The following is a 22,975-nucleotide window of genomic DNA, read 5'->3' as shown; positions in this document are numbered from 1 at the left end:
ATTCTTGGCTCAACTATCTGCTGGTGTGTAATTTAAGGATTAGGCAACACCTGTCCGTTCACCTGAAAATCATTAACACCAACACTTGTATTTCCGCTTGTAGCAGTAGCGCCGTAAGCATAAAGCCTGAAAGTAACCGCGGTAGTGATATTGCTAAGTGCTGAGGCATTGAATGATATCAACGTGGGTGCAGTCGTGCCGCTAATTGTTACGGGAGCAGAAATATTGGTAGCGAAATTATCCAGGCTAGAGCGGAGGACAAAGGTATTGGGATGTGTGGCAGCGCCCCTAAGTACCGTAAATTTAATATCGTTAAAGTTAAAATAGTAACCGCTTTTGGGTTCTAAATGAAGCTCGTAATATTCTGTTGGATCAAAGGCTGTTGGTGTTGTTGCTGATGTTGCATTTACCCAGCCACCTACCAGGTATCGCCCGCCGGGACCGGGTGCACCGCTGGATAATCCTGCTGCAGCTAAGGTTGTACGCGAAAAATCAGACCGTGGTGTGCCTACGACATTATCAGCCGGGTTTGGCGCCGGACTGGTGCTGTTCACATACACAATATTTTGTGGTGCCTGGTATTTGATGTTGGGATGAATATAAACATGGCTCGTATTATTGTAAGCGGTAGGATTGGTGATATTAGACGTAATGGTGTATGGACCATCCAGATATGCAGGGTTTGCATCAGCTATGCTGTTCCCCCAGATGAGGCCTGTTGTGGTAGGTGCCTGATTGAGATTGATGATCCGGATATCGTCGTGATAAACGGTGCGGGTGCTGTTGGGTGGCACCACATATAATCCCCATTTAATGTAGCCCAGGTTTCCATCACTAACATTGCCGGTGAAGGTGGCGTAGTTTGTTTTTGAAGAATCTACCAAAGCAAAGTCGCTCTGCCCTGGTAGTTTCATATAAATTCTCATATAGCCGGTAGCGGTGGTGGCCCAGAGCACGTCTATTCTAAACTGAATCCATTGATTAACGTAGGGATGCACATCGGGCAGGATGTCTTTTACCGATACATCCTGATACCTGAGTCTGATCACGTTTCTTTGTGCACGGATCATCAACGGAACATTTTCCCCACCCGATACTTTTAACTGGAACAGGTTACTTTCGTTGGTAGGGTCGCCCTGGTTCCAAACCGGCCAGTCCTTCAACATGACGCTAAACTCATAACGGCGTTCATCGCCAGGGAAATAACGCGCCGGAACAATCTGTTGGGCATCACTCTCGCTTCGCCAATTGCCATCCGAATTATAAACCGGATCGCCATATACCACTTTATGTGCTATCGCATGATTTGGCGTGGTGGCACCTGGCGATACTATATAAGCAGCGTCTGATGCAGCGGCATTGGTGGGGTTTATACCCGTAATGCCAGAGTTGAGTGTTCCGTTTTCGTAGGTTACGTTTAAAATCGTATCCCTGTAGTTAAAGTTGGCTTGTGGTCCAAGGGCCATTTTCGGAATGGAAAATTTTGCGGTTTCAGTCTGGCTGGTCAGGCCATTTTGAATTTTACTGCAGGCGCTAGCCAAAAGTAATACAGCAAGGGCCATATACTTTTGTAGGTTAACTGACTTTTTTTTCATGTGGTTTTTTTGGTTAGTTGATGGTTGATTGTATTTTCTTATTTCATATTGTTTTTTATGGTTGGGTTATCATTCTCTCATTCAATCTTCACTTATTTATTTGGGCGTGGCCTCAAGCTGCGCAAGGGGCCGGGCTATTTGCTACAAGTCCTCGCTTTGTCATTCTTCCTTGCTGTGGGCTTTTCGCTACTATCCCTTGCCCGACTATCTCCTTCTAATCCGTTACGGGCGGGCGGGCCTCACGCTGGCGAGCGCTGATAAAGAACTTTTAAAATCTGCGTAAATCAGCGGGGAATCGGATGCTTCCTACCATTCCATTAACGCCGCTTTTACCACGCTCATTTTACCATCAATGCTTACCGAAAGATCAATATTGCCTTTTTCGTAATCATTGCCGGTATTTTCTTTGATCTTGATCTCTGGTGCTTTGTGGCCATTATAGGGATATAGCACACTGATAAACTGCTGTGTCTGGTCATTGTTTTTTTGTTTTTCGAACGCAAAAGCCGGTCTTTTCAGTTCTTTCTGATAGGCATAAGATACTTTTCCTTCTTCTTCGTGCAGGCTCACCTTATCCGTATTCAGCGACTGGATCAAAAGGTTGTTTCCATCTGCATAGGTACTGTAAACCCTGTTGCCGGCCATATCGAATACTGGTTTGCTGTCTTCTTTTAATTGAAAATGGATATCGAGATTGCCGGTAGCTTTTCCAATGGCTTTATCGATAATGAGGAAGTATTTTTGATCGATAAACAATACACTGCGCTGGTGGTTCAAATCAGCATAACTCGGGTTGGTGTAGGTTAAAATATCCATTTTGCTTACTCCCTTTTCTTTAGGATCGGGTTGGGATGAGGCAGTCGACCATTTATCTTGCCGTGCTTTGGTAATCACCATGTTCTGATCATCAAGGGTAAGTGTGCTATGTACACGCGTTTGCCTGTACCAGTCTCTCATTTTGGTAATCCCTGCATCGCCACTATATACAAAACATCCGGCATCGGGTGTAAAATTGCGTCCGTTTGCCCAAAGTTCAAAGGTGCCATTGTCTGGCTGGGCATGAAATTCTCCCGGGGGACTTGCCTTCAGGATCATGATGGTAGATGCATTGCTCCATCCGTTTCTAAAGGTATAAAAGCCTGCAGTACTCAGGCCTTTTGAAAGAAAATCTGGTACTTTTCCTTCTTTTCCATCGGTGGCAAAATACCGGATGGCTTCGTTTTTAGGAAATGCATCCAGCCAGGATTGGAACTGTTGCATCCTGAAACTTTTATCGGCCAACCACGAATCGCCAAACATGGGTTGGTTGTAGTTCGGAAAGGTGATACTGATAAAGGCCATAACCATATTCTCTACGGTTTGTTTGTAACTTACCGGAAATTCGTTTGCTACCCCTGCTTTTTGTGCCGTGCGGTAAGCCTTTAAAAAGATATCGATTGCACCTGCATGGTATACGGGTGATAGTTCATATTGTACACCATCTGGATATACCTGTTTTTTGATTTCTGCATTCAGCACTTCGATGCCGCTTTTACGCCATGCTGCGGCATCTGTGAATTCAGGAAATGAAGCCCCGGCAAACAGCTCCCTTTGGGCTTCAAAGAGGCGGTGATTGCCTTCTGCGGCATAATGTGCAGGTAAATACTTCGCCTGTTCGTGGTAGTTTTTCAGGAAATATAAGAGGAAGCCTGGTGTAAACTGTGCCGAATTTACAAATATGGCAAAGGTTGGCACCAGGCTCTGCAGCCTGTCCGACACCTCCAAAGGCCTCCATGCATATTTGTCGTTATCTTCCGAAAGTCCGAAAGGATTTTTCTTTGCCCAATCTGCAAATTGAAGCATCCATTCTTTTGCATATTCATCTTTTCTGGTGCTGTTGTAGGTTAATGCCATCGATTGCCACCATTTTACACGGTGTAGCTGCCAGCGCACCTCGTTGTCTTTTACGGGCCAATACTGCCAGTTGATGTCTTTTCCATAATTAAAAAAGCCATACCCCTTTTGTGGCTGAAAACGGTGCAGGAGCGCACTATCAGCTGCCATTTTAGTGAATCTATCCACAGGACTTTTTATATCTACCGATTTTTCTGCATTACTAAAATCAGGTTCTTTTTTGCCTGATTTTTCACGGTAATAATTCAGTAAAGCTTGTGCCGCCTCCTGGTATTTGGATGCTATATAAGCCTTTTTTACTTTTTCCAATCCGGGATAATTCAGGTTGATCGCGGCAAAACTTTCTTTGGTGATGGGCTGTTCCTGCGCCATTACATTTAACATCGTAAATACGGATAACAGCAGGCTATAGATTAATTTCGGTTTCATTTTCGTTAAACAATTGTTTGTATCTGTTTTATTTTAAACCGGTTATCTGGCAATTTTTAGATCTATTTTTTTAATGGCTATATAACGTTTTAAAGCCTCCAGGTAATAGTAGTCGGCATAATCCAGGGGTGTATCAATCTCCGAATTGTATAAAAAAGCACCAACGCTATGTTTCAGTATAAAGTATTGGTTTTCTCCCGGATTGGCCAGGTAGGCATCAGAAGAAAGCGATTTTAAAATGTCTTCCGCATAATCAACATATTTTTTGCCGTCCTTCACCTGGGTACTTAAATCCAGCAAAGCCGATGCGATTACGGCGGCTGCCGAAGCATCTCTTGGTGCCTTTTCTTCGGTATCCATGGCATTATGGACGTCGAAATCCCAAACCGGAACTTTATCCTTTGGCATGCGTGGATGGTTCATGATAAATTTGGCAATGTTTTCTGCCTGTGTTAAAAAAGCTGGGTTTTTGGTATTTGCATAACACATGGTATAGCCATATAATCCCCAGCCCTGGCCGCGTGCCCAGGCCGATTCGTCGGTAACACCCTGGTGGGTTCTTTTGGCCAATACTTTGCCCGTTGCAGGATCGTAATCCACCACATGGTACGAGCTGAAATCTTTACGGAAATGATTTTTCATGGTCGTGGCCGCATGGGTACTGGCTGCGTTGATATAATCTGGTTTTCTAAATTCCTTACCTGCCCAATACAAATACTCCAGGTTCATCATATTATCTATAATTACCGGGTAATGCCACCACGCAAAATCCCATGATTTGATTACGCCTACTTTAGGGTTAAAACGGTTATAGAGATGTTGCGCACCATCAGCCAATACAGGTAAATAAGTTTTATCGCCGGTGATCCTAAAGGCATTGCCATAGGAACAGTAAAGCATAAATCCTAAATCGTGCGAATTGGTAATGTTGCGTACAGTGTCGAGTGCGAGCGTAAATTTTTTAGCTTCTCTGGCCAGGTTTTGATCTCCCGTAAGCTCATATCCATACCATAAACTGCCCGGAAAAAATCCGGTTGTCCAATCGGTTACACCTGCTGTTCTTACCGTGCCATTCGGGTTAACAGAGCGTGGGTTTTTTCCTGGTTTGTAGGTAACGGCAGCTTTATTCAACTGAAATGCAATTACATCGGTTGCTTTTTTCAACCAGTTTTGGGGTGGGGTTTGTTGCACTGCCCTGGTATAACCATTTAATATCAATGTAACTGTAAGCAATACTAAGCAAAAAGCTTTTTTCATCATGTTGTGGTTTGAATCTTTGATAATTGTTTTGTAAAGTGAAGTTATGGGGCTGGAAACAGAAACACTTTTGATTATTACCAGAAATATTTTGAATTTGGTTAAAAGCACATTTTAATGGATAATAGTCTTGAGTACTGTCCGGATTTGAGTTTAAACAGGTAGTTAGTTGTGGTTGTTGATTATTGGTTATTATTGTTTGATTATGATGCTTATTGGTATTTGGGCGTGCCCCAAGCTGCGCAAGGGTCGGGCTATTCGCTGCAAGTCCTCGCTGCGCTGTGGGCTTTTCGCTACTATCCCTCACGCGTTCAAGCATTTTCAACTAAAAAATGTATATCCTTAAAAATTTATTCCCATTTTTAATCAATATTTAAAGGTTTTAAGCTGAAATCTAAGGCTTAAGGATACTTCAAATTCTATTTTTAACTTATATTTAGGTTCTAATTATGGCGATAAAAAACATATTCATTAAAGCAATGCAAAAAACATTTAAACTAGGTTCGGTATATGGTTAATTTAAATAATTTCAACATGGAACAATCGTATGCTATCGGAATTGATGTTGGTGGCTCTTCACTTAAGTGTGGGGTGGTAAACCAAAATGGCGAAATTTTATATTCCATTATCGTATCGCTAAAAAATGCGAAAACGCAAGGGGCAATCATAGCACTCATTGTAGAAGCCATTAATACCTGTGCTAAAAAGTTTAAAAATCCTATTCTTGGGGTAGGTATCGGGTTCCCGGGGATTATTTACAATAACAAAATTATAGCCGGTGCAGATAATCTGCCAGGCTTTAAACAATTGGCTTTGGGCGAAATCCTGCAGGAAGTAACGCGTTATAATATCGTAATGGATAACGATGCCAATTTAATGGGCCTTGGCGAAATGACTTATGGTGCGGCTAAAGACAGCAGTGATGTAGTTTTTCTTACCGTAGGTACTGGTATTGGCGGAGCCGTAATGATTGATAACAAACTGTATGGTGGATTTAGAAACAGGGGTACAGAGCTGGGGCATATTGTGGTAGAACACAAAGGTGTAGCCTGTGCCTGTGGCGGCCGTGGATGTTTAGAAGCCTATGCTTCGGTAACAGCCCTGCTTAATCATTATAAATCTATCCATCCCAACCCACCCGAAGAAATTGACGGGAAATATATGGTAGAAAAATACCTGGCCAGGGAAGAATTTGCCGTAGAGGCGATGGAATCACATTTCGATTATCTGGCGACGGGGATTATCAGTTTTATAAATATTTTTAGTCCGCAAAAAATTGTAATTGGTGGCGGTATCAGTGAGTCGGGCGCTTTTTATGTTAGAGAAATTGAAAGAAGGATCAAAACCCTTGCAGTACCGATTTCATTGGCCAGTGGTTTAGTGGTTGCTGCCAACCTGGGCAACAAAGCTGGTTTATTAGGTTGCGCTGCAAATGTTTTTCAAAAATTTAAAGCATTTGACTATGTTGCGAAATAGCATTTAGTTGAGACGTTATTTAACGGTCTTTTTATAAATTGATAAGGGTGTTCTAAAACCAGAGCACCCTTTTTATTTAAAATGTTGTAGGATCTTCTTTACGTAAAAATGGAAAATGCATCATTATTCTTTGGAAGACTTGGTGGTCTTTCGGTTTGAATAAAGGGTGAAATGTGCCCTAATTGACTTTAAATTAGCCCTTATAGCCATGTTTACTCAAATTTGATAGTATTTTAAACAAATTTGAAACTCTTTTTCTTTCCCGAACACTAAATTCGTTTCTGTTATTGATCAGGAAAGATAGGTGGAATAAATTAATCTCCCCAGTTAATTCCCGAATGAGCACACAAACTAACCAAGATTATAACCAACTAACAAAATGACTAAGAATAACCCTAAAAGCTTAGCCGAAAAAGATTCTCTTTTGGTTAAAACCATACAACGAAGACAGTTCCTGCAATTTGCAGGTGCTTCTGCTTTGGCAGTTGGACTGGTCGGCTGTAAAAAAGACAAACCTGCCGAATTTGAAGCAGCCTACATCAATACAGACAATACAATTGATTTTAAGGATGATACCGGCCTGCTAAATTACATTTATGCTTTAGAACAACTAGAAGCCGCCTTCTATATTAAAGCCGCAGAAAGTTTGCCAGCCGTTTTTACCCCCACACAGGTTTTATTTTTTAATGATATCAAACTGCACGAAATTGCACACCGTGAGTTTTTTAAAAGAATATTGGGAACTGCCGCTATAGGAAGCTTAGCGGTAGATTTTTCGGGCATTAATTTTGGCGATTCAGTTGCTGTATTAAGCCTAGCCAAAACCTTTGAAGATTTAGGTGTTGCAGCTTATAACGATGCCATTACCAGATGTAAAAATGATTATAACCTGATCATTTTAAGTCAGGTAGCTACCGTCGAAGCACGCCACGCGGCTTTTATCCGCAGTCAGGTAGATGCACTGAGCTTTGCCGACCTAAACGGATTGAGTGTTTTGGGGGCAGACGCTGCCAACGGGCTTGATGTTACCCTTTCACCAGGTAAAGTTTTAGATCAGGCCTCAGAATATATCAAAACGAAACTGAACGTAATCAATCTATAAACTGAATGAATATGAATATTTTAAATATCCTAAAAGAGATAGAAAAAGCAGATGGAGTGGTTTATGAAGGATTGGGTCCAAGGCGTAACGCATTGCAGCATTTTTTCAGGCTTGGAAAAAAAATCTCCTTAGCTGCCTTGCCTTTAACATTAGGCACTATGTTCCAAAAAGCATATGGACAAACAACAGCCAATAATGCTACGGTAGATTCGTTAAATCTGGTTTTAGCTTTGGCTTATATGCAGTTTCAGTTTTATGATAATGCACTTACTACAACACCAAATTTAATACCCGATGCCGACAAACCCATTATTACTACCCTGCGGGATCAGGAACAGGCTCATATTAATGTATTAACCAAAGCGGTTACCGATTTGGGCGGAACAGCCCGGGCGCTAATGCCTTATGCCAATTTCGACTATACCCGGGTTAATGCCAATGTAACCACCAATTACGGTACATTTTTAAGAACCGCTGTAGTCATGGAAGATTTGGGTGAGCGTGCTTATAAAGGACAACTGGTTTCCTTAATAGGTACACCTGCACTCGCAACTGTTGCGCGCATACAAACGGTAGAGGCCCGTCATTCGGCACAGTTACGACTGATGGTCAATAAATTGCAGATCACTACCCTTAAATACCTGCGCCCCTGGGTAAGCATTAGAAGAAATGATGCCGATGGAACAGATTTGCTTCCGCTAACCGGAAACGATTCGATGATCGGTCCTTTAAATCCGGTATACGATATCGATACCGGTTTATTGAACAGGGAAACCAAAACCATACAAGCGGGTATAGAACTTATTGGTATTGGTGGAAATACCAACATCACCGCAGGACCGGCATCTGAATCTTTTGATGAATACCTGCTTACTGCCACCGTAAAAACAGCGGCCAATTTATTTATCAAAACCGCATTTCAACTAAAATAGAGGTAACATATACCTTTTAAATAAACAAACATGAAACGAACCATACTCATATTTTTATTGTTCATCTCTTTTAAAACGCTTTATGCGCAGGAAGTGATCACAGTAAGTGGTGTAGTGCGCGATGGCGGAAATCAGCCGATGCCGGGTACCACCATATCAGAAAAAGGAACCAGTAATAAAGTGGTATCAGCAAACAATGGTAGCTACCAGATCAAGGTGAAATCGAATGCCACTTTGGTGTTTTCGTACCTGGGGTCGAAACCCGTAGAGCAGTTGGTGAAAAACAAAACTACCATCGATGTTAAATTGGTTGATGATGAGAACAACCTCAATGAAGTGGTGGTGGTGGGTTATGGTACCCAGAAACGGTCGGATCTAACGGGTGCTATTTCTTCTGTAAAGGGGACTGAACTGGCCAAAAGTCCGGTGCAAAATGTTGCTTCTGCCTTGGTTGGCCGGGTGGCGGGTTTGCAGGTTGCTGCTGATGATGGTTCACCAGGTGGGAGCCCTTCAATTACCTTGCGTGGGGGCGGATCGATTACGCAAAGCAACGAGCCCCTTTATGTAATAGACGGTGTGCCGCAAACTGATGGAATTAATTTTTTGGATCCAGGTGATGTGGAAAGCATCGATGTGTTAAAAGATGCTTCGGCTACCGCAATTTATGGCGCCAGGGGTGCGAATGGCGTAATTTTGGTTACCACTAAACAATTAAAACCAGGTAAATTAACCATCGGCTATGATATGTACTACGGTGCCAAAAAAGCCAATAAATTTATTCCTGTACTTAATCCCTACGATTTTAATGTTCTGGTATACGAACGTTTTTTAAACAGCCCTGCCCTTTTAGCAGGTGTTGAAAATACGTTTGGCAAATTTTCAGATTATCATTCTTTATATGATAACAGAGCAGGTATCAACTGGCAGGATGAAATGTTTGGCGATTGGGTAAATACACAATACCATAAGTTTAGTATCGCTGGTGGCCAGGGTGAAACCCGTTTTAACTTGTTCTACTCCAATAACAACGATCAGGGCATTATACAACCTGGTGGTTCGATAAAAAATGTGGCCAAGTTAAATATCCTGCATAACATCAATAAAAAAATTAAGTTAGCCGCTATTGTTAATTACAGTGATCAAAAAACAACAGGTTCGAGCACCCGCAGTGGTACTGACCGTTTAAATACTTTAATCAGTTTTTTTCAGTACAGGCCTACCAGTGGTATCGGTTTAAGCGATGAGGATTTTGCCAATCTGGATAGCGATCCTACCGTAGATGTGAATCAAATCCCCTTACAAAATCCAAAAACAAATGCAGAATCAATTTTGCAGGAATCTTTAAACAGAACTTTAAATATCAATACATCTATCGATTATACTTTTGCTGATCACTTCACTTATCGGGGTTTGGTATCAGGTCGGATATCGGGTACCAAGGATAAATTGTTTTATGATACACGTAATATTCTTGCCAAAAGAAGTGGCGGTGCATTTGGCTCATTAACACAAACGGATATTAATGGATGGAACTATAGCAACACAGTTTCATATGATAATACATTCAATAAAAACCACAAGGTTTCTGTGCTGGTGGGGCAGGAGCAATTGTATACCTCCAGAGAAGCTTTTAGTGCCAGCAATAGCCGGTTTCCAGGTGTGAACTTGGGTTTGGATAATATTTCTCTCGGTACCACACCAGGTATACCTACCTCATTATCTGAAGCCGAAAGTATGCTTTCATTTTTTTCTCGCGTAAGTTATTCGTATAAGGATAAGTACCTGTTCAATGCGACAGTTAGGGCAGATGGTTCATCTAAATTTGGCGATAATAACAAATGGGGCTACTTTCCTTCAGCTGCTTTTGCCTGGAGAGCCATTAATGAGTCCTTTTTAAAGGATATAAAATTCCTTTCCGATGCGAAGGTCCGCTTAAGTTATGGTACATCAGGTAACAACCGTATTCCAAATTATTTAATGCTGAGCCAGTTGGCCACAGGAAATTATCCATTAAACAATACCAACAACATTACGGTGTATCCCAACAACATCGAAAACAAAGATTTAAAATGGGAAACTACAAAATCTTTTAATGTGGGTTTGGATCTGGGTTTCTTTAAACAAAGGATTGCCCTGACCATCGAAGCCTATGATAACCGCACCAAAGATTTGCTATTAAATACCCAGATTCCTTACACCAGCGGTTTTGCCAGTCAGTTTTTAAATATAGGGGCTACATCCAATAAGGGTTTGGAGCTTACATTGAATACCGTAAACGTAAAAACCAGCAATTTTTTATGGAACAGTACCCTTACGATGTCGGTAAATAAGAATAAGGTATTGGCGCTAAGCAATGGGGAGGATTTTAGATTAAGCAACAGCTGGGCTACCCAAACCGATTATCTGGTGCAGGTAGGCAGTGCACTTGGTCAGATGTACGGCTACCGGTCGAATGGCGTTTACCAGGTAAACGATTTTAATTATAACCCTACCAATAATACCTATACCCTAAAACCAGGTATCCCTGTTGATGTAAACTATGCTGCCCAGCCGGGCTTTTTAAAACTTGTTGATTTAAATGGCGATGGAGTAATCAACCCGTCAGACAGAACAGTAATCGGAAATGGGATCCCTAATTTTATTGGTGGTTTTAACAATACTTTCTCTTACAAGGGTTTTGATCTGAGCGTCTTCATCAACTGGGCCACCGGAGGCGATGTATACAATGCCAACAGGTTGCAGATGAGTACCAATGTAAGTGCTAACGTAAATACATTGGCTTATTTTAAAGATAGGTGGACGACTATCGATGGAAACGGAAATGCCTTAACAACTCCAATGGTATTGGCCGAAGCCAACAAAGGCAAAACGATCCCTAAATTTGATGGTTATGGTACCACACCCCGCCTTTTTGATCAAATGGTGGAGAATGGTTCCTTTTTGCGGATCAACAACATTAGTTTGGGTTATACCCTGCCAAAAACATGGATTTCTAAAGTAAAATTAAGTAATGTTCGTGTATACCTTACCGGTTATAACCTTCAGGTATTCGATAACTATTCTGGTTACGACCCCGAAGTAAGCACAAACAAAACAGGTGGCTTAACACCAGGGGTAGATTTTGGCGGTTATCCCCGTAGCAGGTACTTTGTAGCTGGTTTAAATGTTTCATTGTAACAGAATATCCGATTATGAAAACGAAATTAAAATATCATATCGCAAGCTTATTTAAATGTTTAGCTGTAGTTGTACTACTCAGTAATTTAACCGCTTGCAAAAAAACACTTACTGAAGAACCAAAATCTGTTTTTGATGCAGATCAGTTCTTTACCACTGCTGATGAAGCCAATTTGGCAACATTAGGCGTTTATGAAAGTATGAGTAATGGCAATACATTGGGTTTTTATTCATCAATTCTGTACGAAAACGATAATGACATTGCGCAGGTAAGAGATATATTGACAACCGATTTCCGGGGTATCGCACATTATGTGATCACCGCCGAGGCCGTATATATGCAATCAACCTGGCAAACCTATTATGATGGGATTAACAGGGCAAACCTGGTGATTGAGAAAATTCCACAAATGGGGATCTATACGGATGGATCGCAACGTAAAATATTAAACCGGTATTTAGGCGAAGCTAAGTTTTTGCGTGGTTTTTACTACGCAGAATTGGTGAGGTTATTTGGTGGGGTCCCGCTTAAATTAACACCAACACATTCTAATGATGAATTGCGCATTCCTAAAAATACCACAGCCGAGGTATACAATCAAATCATCAAAGACATGACTGAGGCCATTGATTTATTGCCCGATGGTAAAACCGCTGATGAACGCATCAGCAAGATGGGGGTAAAGGGAATGCTTGCACGTGTAGCCTTGTTTGCAGGTGGTTATGCCCTGCAACAAAATGGACAGATGGAAAGGCCTGCAAATTATAAGGATTTTTATGCCATTGCCCAAAAACAGACCAAAGATATTATGGATGCCAACGTATATTCACTAAATCCGAGTTTCGAACAGTTTTTCAGAAACCAATGCCAGTTGAAAATCGATCCTTTCGAAAGCATGTTTGAGGTAGCTTTTTATAATATCACGGGAGGAACGGCAAATTCGGGTGTTATTGGCCAGTGGAATGCACCATTATCAGCTGCTATCAGTACTTATGGCCGAACCAATTCCTACGTAAAAACAACACCTTTATTCAGGAATATGTATAGTTCAGGCGATTTACGTAAAGATGTTTCGGTAGCTACTTACCAGATCAATGCAACTGGCCAGTTCCTGGAGTATGCTGCAGCGGCAGATAATAACTTTTCGCCGGGTAAATGGCGTAGGGAATATCAGGCATTGCCGCCAAAAGATTTGAACAATACCGACATTAATTATGTAGTATTGCGTTATGCCGATGTGTTGCTGATGCGCGCGGAAGCTGAAAACGAATTAAATGAAGGGCCAAATGCGGCAGCCTATGATGCGATTAACCAGATAAGAAAAAGAGCGTTTTCTGCTGATATTTTTGGAAAACAGATCATAAATGTTAAACTGGGTGCGCAAGGCAGTGGCTTTACTACTGTTCCAACGGTAAGTATTACCGGCGGTGGCGGAACGGGTGCTACGGCTACAGCTACCATTAGTGCCGTAACAAATCCCACCACTGGGGCCGTTACTGCTGGTGCGGTAGTGGGCATTAAAGTAACTAACTTTGGTGCCAATTATACCTCGGCACCTACCATAACCATTACCGGTGGTGGGGGTACAGGCGCTACGGCAACTGCCGAAATTGTGGATACACAGATTCCTACGGGATTGAATAAGGCTGATTTTTTTACTGTGCTTAAAAATGAGCGTGCATTAGAGTTGTGCTTTGAAGGCTTAAGAAAATACGATTTAATGCGTTGGAATATATTAGGTTCGAGCCTTCGCGCAACTGAAGCTGCATTAAAGGCGTACCGTGCCAATTACCCATATATTGCAGGAACTAATTTTAAAGATGGTAAAAGTGAGTTATACCCAATTCCTCAAAGGGAAAGAGATTACAATAATAAATTGATTCAAAATCCCGGATATTAGCTTCTATAATTAATTCAATTGATGAGAAAAATATATCTCTATTTATGCCTCGTGGTGTTCAATGCCAAGTGTTTGGTCAGTTTTGCGCAAAAGCCTGATCAACCCAATATATTGATCATCATGACCGATCAGCAGACGGCAGAGGCGATGAGTAGTGCAGGCAACAAATACCTGCATACCCCTGCAATGGATAAACTGGCCAAAAATGGAGTCCGTTTTACCAAAGCCTATTGCGCCCAGCCCTTATGCACCCCCTCGCGCACCGCTATTTTTAGTGGGAAAATGCCCTTCGAAACGGGTTTTGTGGGCAATGCCGCAGAAAAAGACGGGCAATGGCCTGATAGTTTACTCATGATGGGTAAAATTTTTCAGAACGGAGGTTATCAAACGGGTTATGTGGGTAAATGGCATTTACCTGTTCCTACCGCTAAAGTAGAACAACATGGTTTTGAATATATTCAAAACACTAATTTTTTAGATTATAATGATGGTGCTACACCATCATACTGTGCCAGGTTTATTAAAGAAAACAAAGACAAACCCTTTTTATTGGTGGCATCATTTTTAAACCCGCACGATATATGCGAATGGGCCAGGGGCGAAGCGTTGAAAATGGATGTACTGGAAGATGCACCAGCGGCAGATCAATGCCCACCTTTGCCCGCAAACTGGAAGATTCCGGCCAACGAGCCGAAAATTGTGCGCGAGCAACAAAAGGTAAGTGCCCGTACTTATCCAAGCCTAAACTGGAATGCCGGTCAATGGCGCCAGTACCGCTGGGCCTATAACCGCCTGGTAGAAAAAGTAGATCAATACATCGAAATGGTAATGGGATCGTTAAAAAAATATGGCGTAGAAAAAAACACGATCATCATTTTTACCGCCGACCATGGTGATGGTTATGCCGGCCACAGCTGGAACCAGAAACAGATTTTATATGAAGAAGCCGCTAAAGTGCCCTTTATCATTTCAAAAGTCGGGGAGTGGAAGGGCCTTACCGACGATATGTTGGTGTGTAACGGCACCGATATGATCCCCACCATTTGTGGATTGACCGGCGTACAAAAACCGCGTTACTTAAAAGGGATTGATATCAGTAAAAGATTAACCGATCCGGGTAAAAACTTACGCGATACTTTGGTAATCGAAACCGATTTTGCAGACAATGAAGAACTTTTAGGCATTAGTGGACGTGCGGTCATAACCAAAGATTTTAAGTACATCGTGTACAACAAGGGTGAAATCAAAGAACAATTGTTCGATTTAAGTAAAGACCCTGGCGAGATGAACAATCTTGCGGTAAATGTGGCTTACAAAAAGAAACTGATTGTCATGCGTGCTTATTTAAAACAGTGGTGCAAGACAAATGGTGATCAATTTACGGCAGGTTTGTAGATTTCGAACACATTCTTTGGTTTTTTTTGAAAAGATGGATGAGGTAAGAAACCTTTCGCTTATTCATCAGGCTATAGATTGAAGGCACGCAATCATAGATAGGTGTAAGCAAAGCAAAGGCTCGTGACACTGAAGCATACGGGACTGTATGCTGACCAATCGACAGTTGCATAGAAACATAGCCATCTGTATACTGACCAATTGTCACTGTAAGGCAAACATAGCCTTCTATACACTTAGCAAAGGGCAATGGAAGCAAAACATAAGCAGCTGGAAGGTAAACATAAGGAGGTGTAGCGGTAACAATGGTTATAGAATATGAAACATACGAAGCTACAAACAAAACATATCGTCGTATAAGTTCAACAATTGATGCTGTATGTAGGGCAATTGGCCAGTAAAGCTTGATAAAGCATTAGTAGATTATTGTACTGGAAACTTACAACAAAAATATGTATGCTTTTAGCAATTAATTACAAGTTCATCGAAATTGAATTGTTTTAAACATTTGTATTTTTTAGCTTATGCTGGTAAATCAGTTAAGCTTTAGGCTAACCTGCAGATTTTACAAAGCGCTGCTATTTGAAGTTGAGCCGTTTGAAGTAAGAGATGGGTTTGCGTGAGGCCCGCCTGCCCGCCCGTAGCGGATTGGATGGGAAGGCCGTAGTCGGGCAGGGATAGCAGCGAAAAGCCCACAGCGCAGCGAGGACTTGTAGCGAATAGCCCGACCCACAGGGGCACGCCCAAATAAAGAAGAATAATATATTAAACTGATGCCACAATTACTCATGAGGACTAACCAATAAAGAAACAAAATATTAAATTCAGCACCATAACTGATGAAAAACATAATCATCCTAAGCCTATCACTACTCTCACTACATATCTTCGCCCAGGAACAGCCGGGCGTGATTAAATTAACTGCAGAAAAACTGCATTCGAGGGTACGCGAATGGCCATATCCGGCCAATGGCATAACTGTACCCACCAATGCCCCGGCTTTGCTCTGGCCTGGCACCAATGGTAAAAATATGGTTAAGCCTATGGAGAGCGGAAGTGAAGTGCCCGAGGATCCGAATATTGGCAACGTGCGCTATAAGGTCGTATTGGCCAGCGATCAGAATTTTAAAAACAATTTAACGGAAAGTGCCGAGCAGCGTTGGGCGGTTTATCCACTTCATAAAGCTTTAAAGCCCGGTAAGTGGTATTGGAAATATGCGTACGCACTAAAGGGTACAGGTAAATGGGCCTGGTCGCCGGTTTACAATTTTGTAATCGATGCAAAATATGCAAACGAAAAGGTATCACCCGCAATAACGGAAGTTTTAAAGCGAAACGAAGGTGCACACCCACTATTATGGGGCATGAACCGGAACGGGGAAGATTTTTACCGCAACAACCTACAGAATCCTGAAGCTAAAAAGTTTATTGTTTTTGCAGAAAAACTGATGAAGGAACCTTTGCCGACCGAAAAACCGCAAAGGATAATTGATACCACTGGCAAAAACGACAGGGAGAAGAAGATTATCATCGAACGTATGTACCATGGTTTTGGCGATGCAGTGGGTACTCCTGTACGGAACCTTTGCATTGCTTATCAGCTTACAAAAGATAAACGTTTTATTCTGGATGCCAAACGCAGGGCATTAAACTTAGCCAGAATGGATCCTAACGGTTTGGCCACCGGCGATGATTTTACCAGTGGAGCGGTACTGGAAGCCCTGGGATGGTTTTACGATGCGGGTTATGACGTATTAAATACCGAAGAAAAGCAACTGTTTAAAAACATCATTACCATCAGGGCCAAAAGAGTTTATGATCATTTGCCCAACCGTTTCGAACTGCATGTAAGCGACAACCACGTTTGGCAGATTACCTTGCGCAACCTGGCCATTGCAACCGTTTCGGTCATTAACGAAGTGCCCGAAGCAAAAGAGTGGTTAACCTATATGTACGAGGTATGGTCGGCACGTTTTCCGGTTTTGGGTACAACAGATGGTGGCTGGCACGAAGGCAATGGCTACTTCAGGGTAAATTTTAAATCGATCATTTACCTTTCACAGATGTTTGGCGATTTTAGCGGGGTCGATTATTTTAAGCTGCCATGGATGCAGAACCTCCCATACTACATGCTTTATACGCATCCAAACGGTTCGGCATCTACAGCGATTGGGGATATGTGGGAAAACATCCCTTATATCGTAAAAGGGGAGGCCTGGTTTGCCGACGCACTTACCTATAGGATGAACGATCCCTACCTGAATTGGTATGTAAACGGAATAAAAAAGGATCATCCTGATTATTTTCATGGCACCGACGATTATCTGTTGTTTCGCTTGTTAAATTATAAACCAGATCGAAAACTTCCTGCCGCATCACCTGATCAGCTTCCCAAAAGCCGTAATTTTGCCGATGTGGGCGTGGTAGCCATGCACGAAGACCTGGCCAATGCCGATAAAAGCCTGAGCAGTTATCTGTTTAGCAGTCCCTTTGGTTCTTCAGGTCACGGGCATGCTTCGCAGAATGCATTTACCATCAATTATAAAGGTAAGGTACTGTTTGGCGGATCAGGTTATTACAGCAACTTTAGCGATAAGCACAACCTGTTATATTACCGTAGCTCTAAGGCCTATAACACCATATTGGCTGACAGTTTAAACCAGAAAATTGGCGAAGAAGGTTATGGCTGGATTGCAAGAGCAATTTCCGGTAAGCATATTCAATATGCGCTGGGTGATGCCAGCAATGCTTATGGCGAAATTAAAAGTGATTTTTGGTTGGACAGATTTAAACAGATCAATGTAAAACCGGGTAAAGAGAATGGTTATGGCGAAAGTGGCGTAACCCTTTACCGCAGGCACATGCTGCAGTTAGCTGGTGGATATGTGGTGCTGTATGATGAATTGGAGGCGAGCAAGCCTGTAAAATGGACTACCCAATTCCATGCGCCGTATTATACGCTCGAAGCACAACAAAGCAATAACCCGAATCGACAGGATTTTGCATTAAAAACCGATTTGGGCAGTGTGAATGGCAGTGTATTTGCCAACAGTGCCATAAACCTGAACGTGCACAACAAATTTTACGAAGCTGCGGAAAACTGGAATAAGGTAACCAACGACGAGGGAAAGATAAAAGATTTTGTAGACCAATGGCATGCTGGCATTACCTCGTTACCCGCACAAAAATTCAGGTTTCTAACCCTTATACAGATTAAGGACGGAAAAACAGCGGTGATTAAAACGGTATCGGCCACAAAGGGGCTTTACCATTTAAAGGTAGGCGATTGGGATATACAGGCACAGTTGGATGGCCATAAAAAGGCTTCATTACAGGTATCGGGTAAACAGGCGGGATCTTTATTTAATTATGGTGATTTACCGGTCAGCTTTAATGGCAAAGTATATAAACCGGCTGTAATGGGCAGCTCAATATTATTAGAAATGAATGGGGCAAAATTGAGCAAACAGGAAGTTGTAGATAAACTGCCTGATGTAGCGCTGTACGATAAAGAATAACAGGTTACATCGTCCTCGTTTGTAACGAGGATTATTGAGATCCACATTTTCAATGTGGTTTCCTTGCCTAAACATTGTTTTTTAGTGGCGGTTAAATCGCCACTCCCGTGCGTGCTCGTTGTTTAATAGGAATGACCATGTTACAAACGGAGACGATCATTGGATTGGAATTAGTAAATTTGAAAAACATGTGTCGAAGAACAACCTTTAAAATATCGGATTTAACCAATGCTGCTCACCACTGGTTAACTGTTTTTTTGCTGTGTATATGCCTGGTTCTTACCGGATTAAACGCAAACGCACAGTTACAGGAGCGTTATTTTCGCAATATTTCGGTTGATAAGGGATTATCGCAAAGTACGGTTTTTGCCATCAAACAAGATAGCCTCGGTTTTATCTGGATGGCCACACAAGATGGCTTAAACCGTTACGACAGTAAGGGCTTTAGGGTATACCGCCTGGTTGAGGGGGATAAAAACGGCCTGCAATCGCATTATATCCGCAGCCTGTTTGTCGATCATAAAGGAACCATGTGGGTAGGTGGAAACCAGGGCATTAGCCGCTATAATTATGCTTCCGACAATTTTGTGAACTATAAACTGCCGCGCAGTTTAGGCGAATGGTATGTATCCTCCATCACTGAAGATGTAAGGCACAACATTTGGGCAACTACCATTTCGGGCGGTGTATTTAAGTTGGCTGTGGGTACAAGCCAGTTTAAAGAGGTTAATTTTAATGCCCTCGAACATGGTATAAAAAAGATTTCGTATATCAGCGCTTCAAATCAGGATATACTTATTGGTACCGAAGTTGGTCTTTTTAAGTTCGCCGGGCAAAGCCATACTTTAAACAAAATAAACCTGGGGGTAGATAAGCCAGCGGTAAATGAGGTGTATATTGATGCGGAAAATCTTTGGGTAGCAACTGAAGGCAACGGATTGATCAAATACGAAACGCTAAGCGGCAAAACTACTTTTTTTACCCATCAGGCAGGTAAAAACAGCATAGCAGACAATAATGTAAGGTGTATAGGGAAAGATATAGAGGGGAACATGTGGCTGGGTACGTTCAGGGGGCTTTCGGTATTCAATTTAAGTACCCTCACATTCGATAATTATTTCCACCAGGTTTCTCAACCCTATACCATCAGTCAGAATTCGGTCCGGTGCATTTACCAGGATAAGCAAAAAGCAATGTGGCTGGGCACTTACTATGGTGGCGTAAATTATTACCATAAGAACGATATTAAATTTAATCTGCTCAGTCAGAATACAGGTAAAACTTCCTTGAATGATGAGGTAATCGGGGTAATTAAACAGGATGAGAAAGGAAATTTCTGGATCGGTACAAATGATAAGGGACTCAACTACTGGAACAGGAATACCAATACGGTTAGCTACTTTTCTAATCAGGAAAATAATGCAAACAGTTTAAGCTCAAACAACGTAAAGGCTATCGCGTTTGACGGGCGTGGAAACGTGTTGATCGGCACGCACAACGGTGGACTTAACGCACTCAATCCCGGTACAGGTTCGGTTAAACGATATCGGCATGATGAGAATAACCCGAATAGCATTGCAGGAGACCTGGTGTACAGCATCCTAAAAGATCATAAGGGGCGGATATGGATCGGTACACGTTCAGGGCTAGATCAATTCCATCCCGAAACACAGTCTTTTTCCCATATCCACCTCGATAAAGCAGGTAAACGCCTTACTTCTGATGATATTACTTTCCTTTTTGAGGATAGTCAGCACCGCATATGGATTGGTACCACTAACGGGGTAACGCTATTTTATCCGGATAACATGCTTTTTGGAACCACGGTAAACGGGAAAATGAGCGAAGATATCGTAAACTGTATCACCGAAGATAAACAACACCGGATATGGATGGGTACCCGCGAAGGACTGAGTTTGTACGACGAAACACAACAGTCTTTTGTCAGCTTTAAAACCCGGAAAGACTTTGTAAGGGGAACCATTTATGGGATCCAGCCCGATGACGATGGCAATTTATGGATTTCGACGAACAGCGGACTGGTTAAATTCAATTCCGATAAAGGGTTGGTACAAACCTTTGACGAAAGCGATGGCTTGCAGAACAATCAGTTTAACGAATATTCGTTTTACAAGGCCAAAGATGGGATGCTTCTTTTTGGCGGGATAAAGGGGATATCATACTTCTATCCATCAATGGTTAACCAGCAACCGCTGCGCTTAAATCTAACTTTTACCGGTTTGGAAGTTTTTAATAAAACGGTTGCTGTGGGCGATGGAACAGCTATTTTGCAAGGGCATATCGATCAGGCCGCGAAACTGGAGCTTGGCCCCGAGTTTAAACAGTTCAGCATCCTTTTTAATACTTTTAACTACATTTCTGCAAACCGTACCCAGTATTATTACAAGTTGGCGGGCATTGATAATGATTGGCTGAAAACCAGCGATATCAAAGTGAGTTATAATAATCTGCCTCCGGGGAAATACACCTTTATGATTAAAGCGGTTGGCCCTAATGGAGAAGTGAGCCCGGTTCGGGAGTTGAAAATTTCTATGCTGCCGCCCTGGTATAGGGCTTTATGGTTTTATTTGTTGCTATCTGTAATATTGATTTCGGCTTCGTATTTAGCCTATAAGATTATAGCTGAACGGATTAAGGCCCTGCAGCAGCTCAAACTCGAAAGGATTGAAAAAGAACGGGTACGGGATATCAATCAGGTGAAAATGGATTTTTTTACTAATGTATCGCACGAATTAAGAACGCCGTTAACCTTAATTCTGGCACCCCTGGAAGAACTTTTGAGATTGCCCCAGATTGACAAGATCGTGAAAAAGAAATACGAGCTGATGCTGATCAATGCCAAAAGACTGTACAATCTGGTAGATCAGCTTTTTGAGTTCAGGAAAACCGAAATGGGAACCCGACAGCTTAAGGTAGATAAAAGCGATATCGTAAGTTTTGTACACGAGGTTTACGAGTCGTTCAGGCCACTTTCCGAGAAGAATAACATAAGTTATACCTTCCATTCAACAGAAGCAAAACTCTCTTTTTATTTTGATAAAGATGCAATGGAGAAGATTTTGTTCAACTTACTGTCTAATGCGTTTAAGTATACCGAATCGACCCACAAAATAAGTATCGAACTGATTAAGGAAAATGATAACATCCTGATCAAGGTAGGCGATACGGGCGTAGGTATAGGAGAACAGGATTTATCTAAGGTATTCGATCGGTTTTATCAGGTAAATAACCGCGAAATGAACCTGGGTTCTGGTGTTGGTTTAGCCTTTACTAAAAGATTGGTAGAACTACATCATGGTCATATTACCGCACAAAGTGCAAAAGGGCAGGGTAGTGTGTTTACGGTTACCATACCTGTTTCGGACGAGGTTTACCGCAACGATTTCGGTATTGAAAATAAGATGTATGAGTTGTCTATTGTACCGGATCATGCCGCAACTGTAGAAGAGGTTTCTACCTGGCAGGATGAGGTACCTCTAACAGATGATTTGGAAGGAAATATGCTGGCTACCAAACTTTTGATTGTAGATGATAATGAAGAAATTTTATCCTATCTGCAAGAATATTTTGGTAAATTATATCAGGTAGCGGTAGCGATGAACGGGCAAATGGCTTTAGATATGCTCGAAGTGCAACAATACGACATCATTATCAGTGATGTGATGATGCCCGAACTTGATGGGCTTCATTTTTGCAAACGCGTGAAGCAGAATATCAATACCTCACATATTCCTGTACTCTTGTTAACCGCCCGGAACGAAACCAGCCAGCAGATAAGAGGACTGGAAATGGGTGCCGACGATTATGTAACCAAACCATTTTCTACCAGTTTACTGGCGGCTAAAGTAGCCAACTTGCTGCGCTCGCGCAAACGTTTAAAAGAATATTATTCAACCAGAAAAGAAATGGTACCGGAAAATATTGCTTTTAATACACTCGACGAAGAATTTTTAAAACAGGCGATCGCTATTGTTGAGGAACATCTGGCAGATTCCGAATTCTCTATAGACAAATTTAGCAGGGAGATAGGGATGAGCCGATCGAACCTTTATCTAAAATTTAAGGCCATAACCGGCGAATCGGCCACCGATTTTATCAAGAGAATCCGGTTTAGTAAAGCAGTGGAACTGATGCAGAGTAAACGCTATACCATCGCACAGATTACCTACATGTGTGGGTTTAATTCGCCATCTTATTTTTCTACCGCATTTAAACAGTATTATGGCTGTATGCCGAGTGAATACCTGAACAGGGAAGATGAGATGAAAAAGTAGATTGT

General features: G+C 41.9%; 12 protein-coding genes. 8 read left to right on the top strand and 4 right to left on the bottom strand.

Annotated elements, in window-relative coordinates; translation table 11 throughout:
- Positions 1-32: 32 nt before the first annotated feature.
- The 4 genes from AC04Q1_RS07540 to AC04Q1_RS07525 form a co-directional block, all read right to left on the bottom strand.
- Positions 33-1,595 carry a heparin lyase I family protein gene (locus AC04Q1_RS07540; protein WP_478363322.1) on the bottom strand — a complete coding sequence of 521 codons (1,563 nt, stop codon included), beginning with the start codon at positions 1,593-1,595 and terminating at the stop codon, positions 33-35.
- 306 nt (positions 1,596-1,901) lie between these two features.
- The gene (hepC, locus tag AC04Q1_RS07535) at positions 1,902-3,917 is read right to left on the bottom strand and encodes a heparin-sulfate lyase HepC (RefSeq protein WP_478363320.1); all 2,016 of its coding nucleotides are present in this window, start codon (positions 3,915-3,917) and stop codon (positions 1,902-1,904) included.
- A 42-nt stretch (positions 3,918-3,959) separates the two neighbouring features.
- Complete coding sequence (locus tag AC04Q1_RS07530) at positions 3,960-5,081, bottom strand: glycoside hydrolase family 88 protein (protein WP_478363319.1); 1,122 nt, start codon at positions 5,079-5,081, stop codon at positions 3,960-3,962.
- On the bottom strand, positions 5,041-5,499 hold the full coding sequence (locus AC04Q1_RS07525) for a hypothetical protein (RefSeq protein WP_478363317.1): 459 nt from the start codon (positions 5,497-5,499) through the stop codon (positions 5,041-5,043). Before AC04Q1_RS07525 ends, AC04Q1_RS07530 begins: the two co-directional genes overlap by 41 nt.
- Before the next feature lie 209 nt (positions 5,500-5,708).
- Here AC04Q1_RS07525 and AC04Q1_RS07520 point away from each other — a divergent pair, with 209 nt between their 5' ends.
- From AC04Q1_RS07520 to AC04Q1_RS07485, 8 genes are all read left to right on the top strand, one after another.
- Complete coding sequence (locus AC04Q1_RS07520; RefSeq protein WP_478363315.1) at positions 5,709-6,650, top strand: ROK family protein; 942 nt, start codon at positions 5,709-5,711, stop codon at positions 6,648-6,650.
- Positions 6,651-7,029: 379 nt separating this feature from the next.
- Positions 7,030-7,752, top strand: a complete 723-nt coding sequence (locus AC04Q1_RS07515; protein ID WP_478363314.1) for a ferritin-like domain-containing protein — start codon at positions 7,030-7,032, stop codon at positions 7,750-7,752.
- Between the two features lie 11 nt (positions 7,753-7,763).
- Entirely contained in the window at positions 7,764-8,684 is a 921-nt protein-coding gene (locus AC04Q1_RS07510; protein WP_478363312.1) for a ferritin-like domain-containing protein, read from the top strand.
- A 30-nt stretch (positions 8,685-8,714) separates the two neighbouring features.
- Complete coding sequence (locus tag AC04Q1_RS07505) at positions 8,715-11,861, top strand: SusC/RagA family TonB-linked outer membrane protein (protein ID WP_478363310.1); 3,147 nt, start codon at positions 8,715-8,717, stop codon at positions 11,859-11,861.
- Between the two features lie 14 nt (positions 11,862-11,875).
- Positions 11,876-13,762 carry a RagB/SusD family nutrient uptake outer membrane protein gene (locus AC04Q1_RS07500; protein WP_478363308.1) on the top strand — a complete coding sequence of 629 codons (1,887 nt, stop codon included), beginning with the start codon at positions 11,876-11,878 and terminating at the stop codon, positions 13,760-13,762.
- Between the two features lie 21 nt (positions 13,763-13,783).
- Complete coding sequence (locus tag AC04Q1_RS07495; RefSeq protein WP_478363306.1) at positions 13,784-15,157, top strand: sulfatase family protein; 1,374 nt, start codon at positions 13,784-13,786, stop codon at positions 15,155-15,157.
- An 839-nt stretch (positions 15,158-15,996) separates the two neighbouring features.
- The gene (locus AC04Q1_RS07490; RefSeq protein ID WP_478363305.1) at positions 15,997-18,675 is read left to right on the top strand and encodes a DUF4962 domain-containing protein; all 2,679 of its coding nucleotides are present in this window, start codon (positions 15,997-15,999) and stop codon (positions 18,673-18,675) included.
- A gap of 188 nt (positions 18,676-18,863) precedes the next feature.
- The gene (locus tag AC04Q1_RS07485; protein WP_478363303.1) at positions 18,864-22,970 is read left to right on the top strand and encodes a hybrid sensor histidine kinase/response regulator transcription factor; all 4,107 of its coding nucleotides are present in this window, start codon (positions 18,864-18,866) and stop codon (positions 22,968-22,970) included.
- Positions 22,971-22,975: the final 5 nt, after the last annotated feature.

The sequence above is a fragment of the Pedobacter humicola genome (assembly GCF_056490705.1).
Note: the sequence above shows the minus strand (reverse complement) of the source record. Positions and strands in the feature narration are given on the sequence as shown.

Coding starts and splice junctions, on each gene's coding strand:
- AC04Q1_RS07485 (WP_478363303.1), top strand. CDS start 18,864: ATGTGTCGAAGAACAACCTTTAAAATATCGGATTTAACCAATGCTGCT.
- AC04Q1_RS07500 (WP_478363308.1), top strand. CDS start 11,876: ATGAAAACGAAATTAAAATATCATATCGCAAGCTTATTTAAATGTTTA.
- AC04Q1_RS07510 (WP_478363312.1), top strand. CDS start 7,764: ATGAATATTTTAAATATCCTAAAAGAGATAGAAAAAGCAGATGGAGTG.
- AC04Q1_RS07520 (WP_478363315.1), top strand. CDS start 5,709: ATGGAACAATCGTATGCTATCGGAATTGATGTTGGTGGCTCTTCACTT.
- AC04Q1_RS07495 (WP_478363306.1), top strand. CDS start 13,784: ATGAGAAAAATATATCTCTATTTATGCCTCGTGGTGTTCAATGCCAAG.
- hepC (WP_478363320.1), bottom strand. CDS start 3,917: ATGAAACCGAAATTAATCTATAGCCTGCTGTTATCCGTATTTACGATG.
- AC04Q1_RS07505 (WP_478363310.1), top strand. CDS start 8,715: ATGAAACGAACCATACTCATATTTTTATTGTTCATCTCTTTTAAAACG.
- AC04Q1_RS07490 (WP_478363305.1), top strand. CDS start 15,997: ATGAAAAACATAATCATCCTAAGCCTATCACTACTCTCACTACATATC.
- AC04Q1_RS07540 (WP_478363322.1), bottom strand. CDS start 1,595: ATGAAAAAAAAGTCAGTTAACCTACAAAAGTATATGGCCCTTGCTGTA.
- AC04Q1_RS07515 (WP_478363314.1), top strand. CDS start 7,030: ATGACTAAGAATAACCCTAAAAGCTTAGCCGAAAAAGATTCTCTTTTG.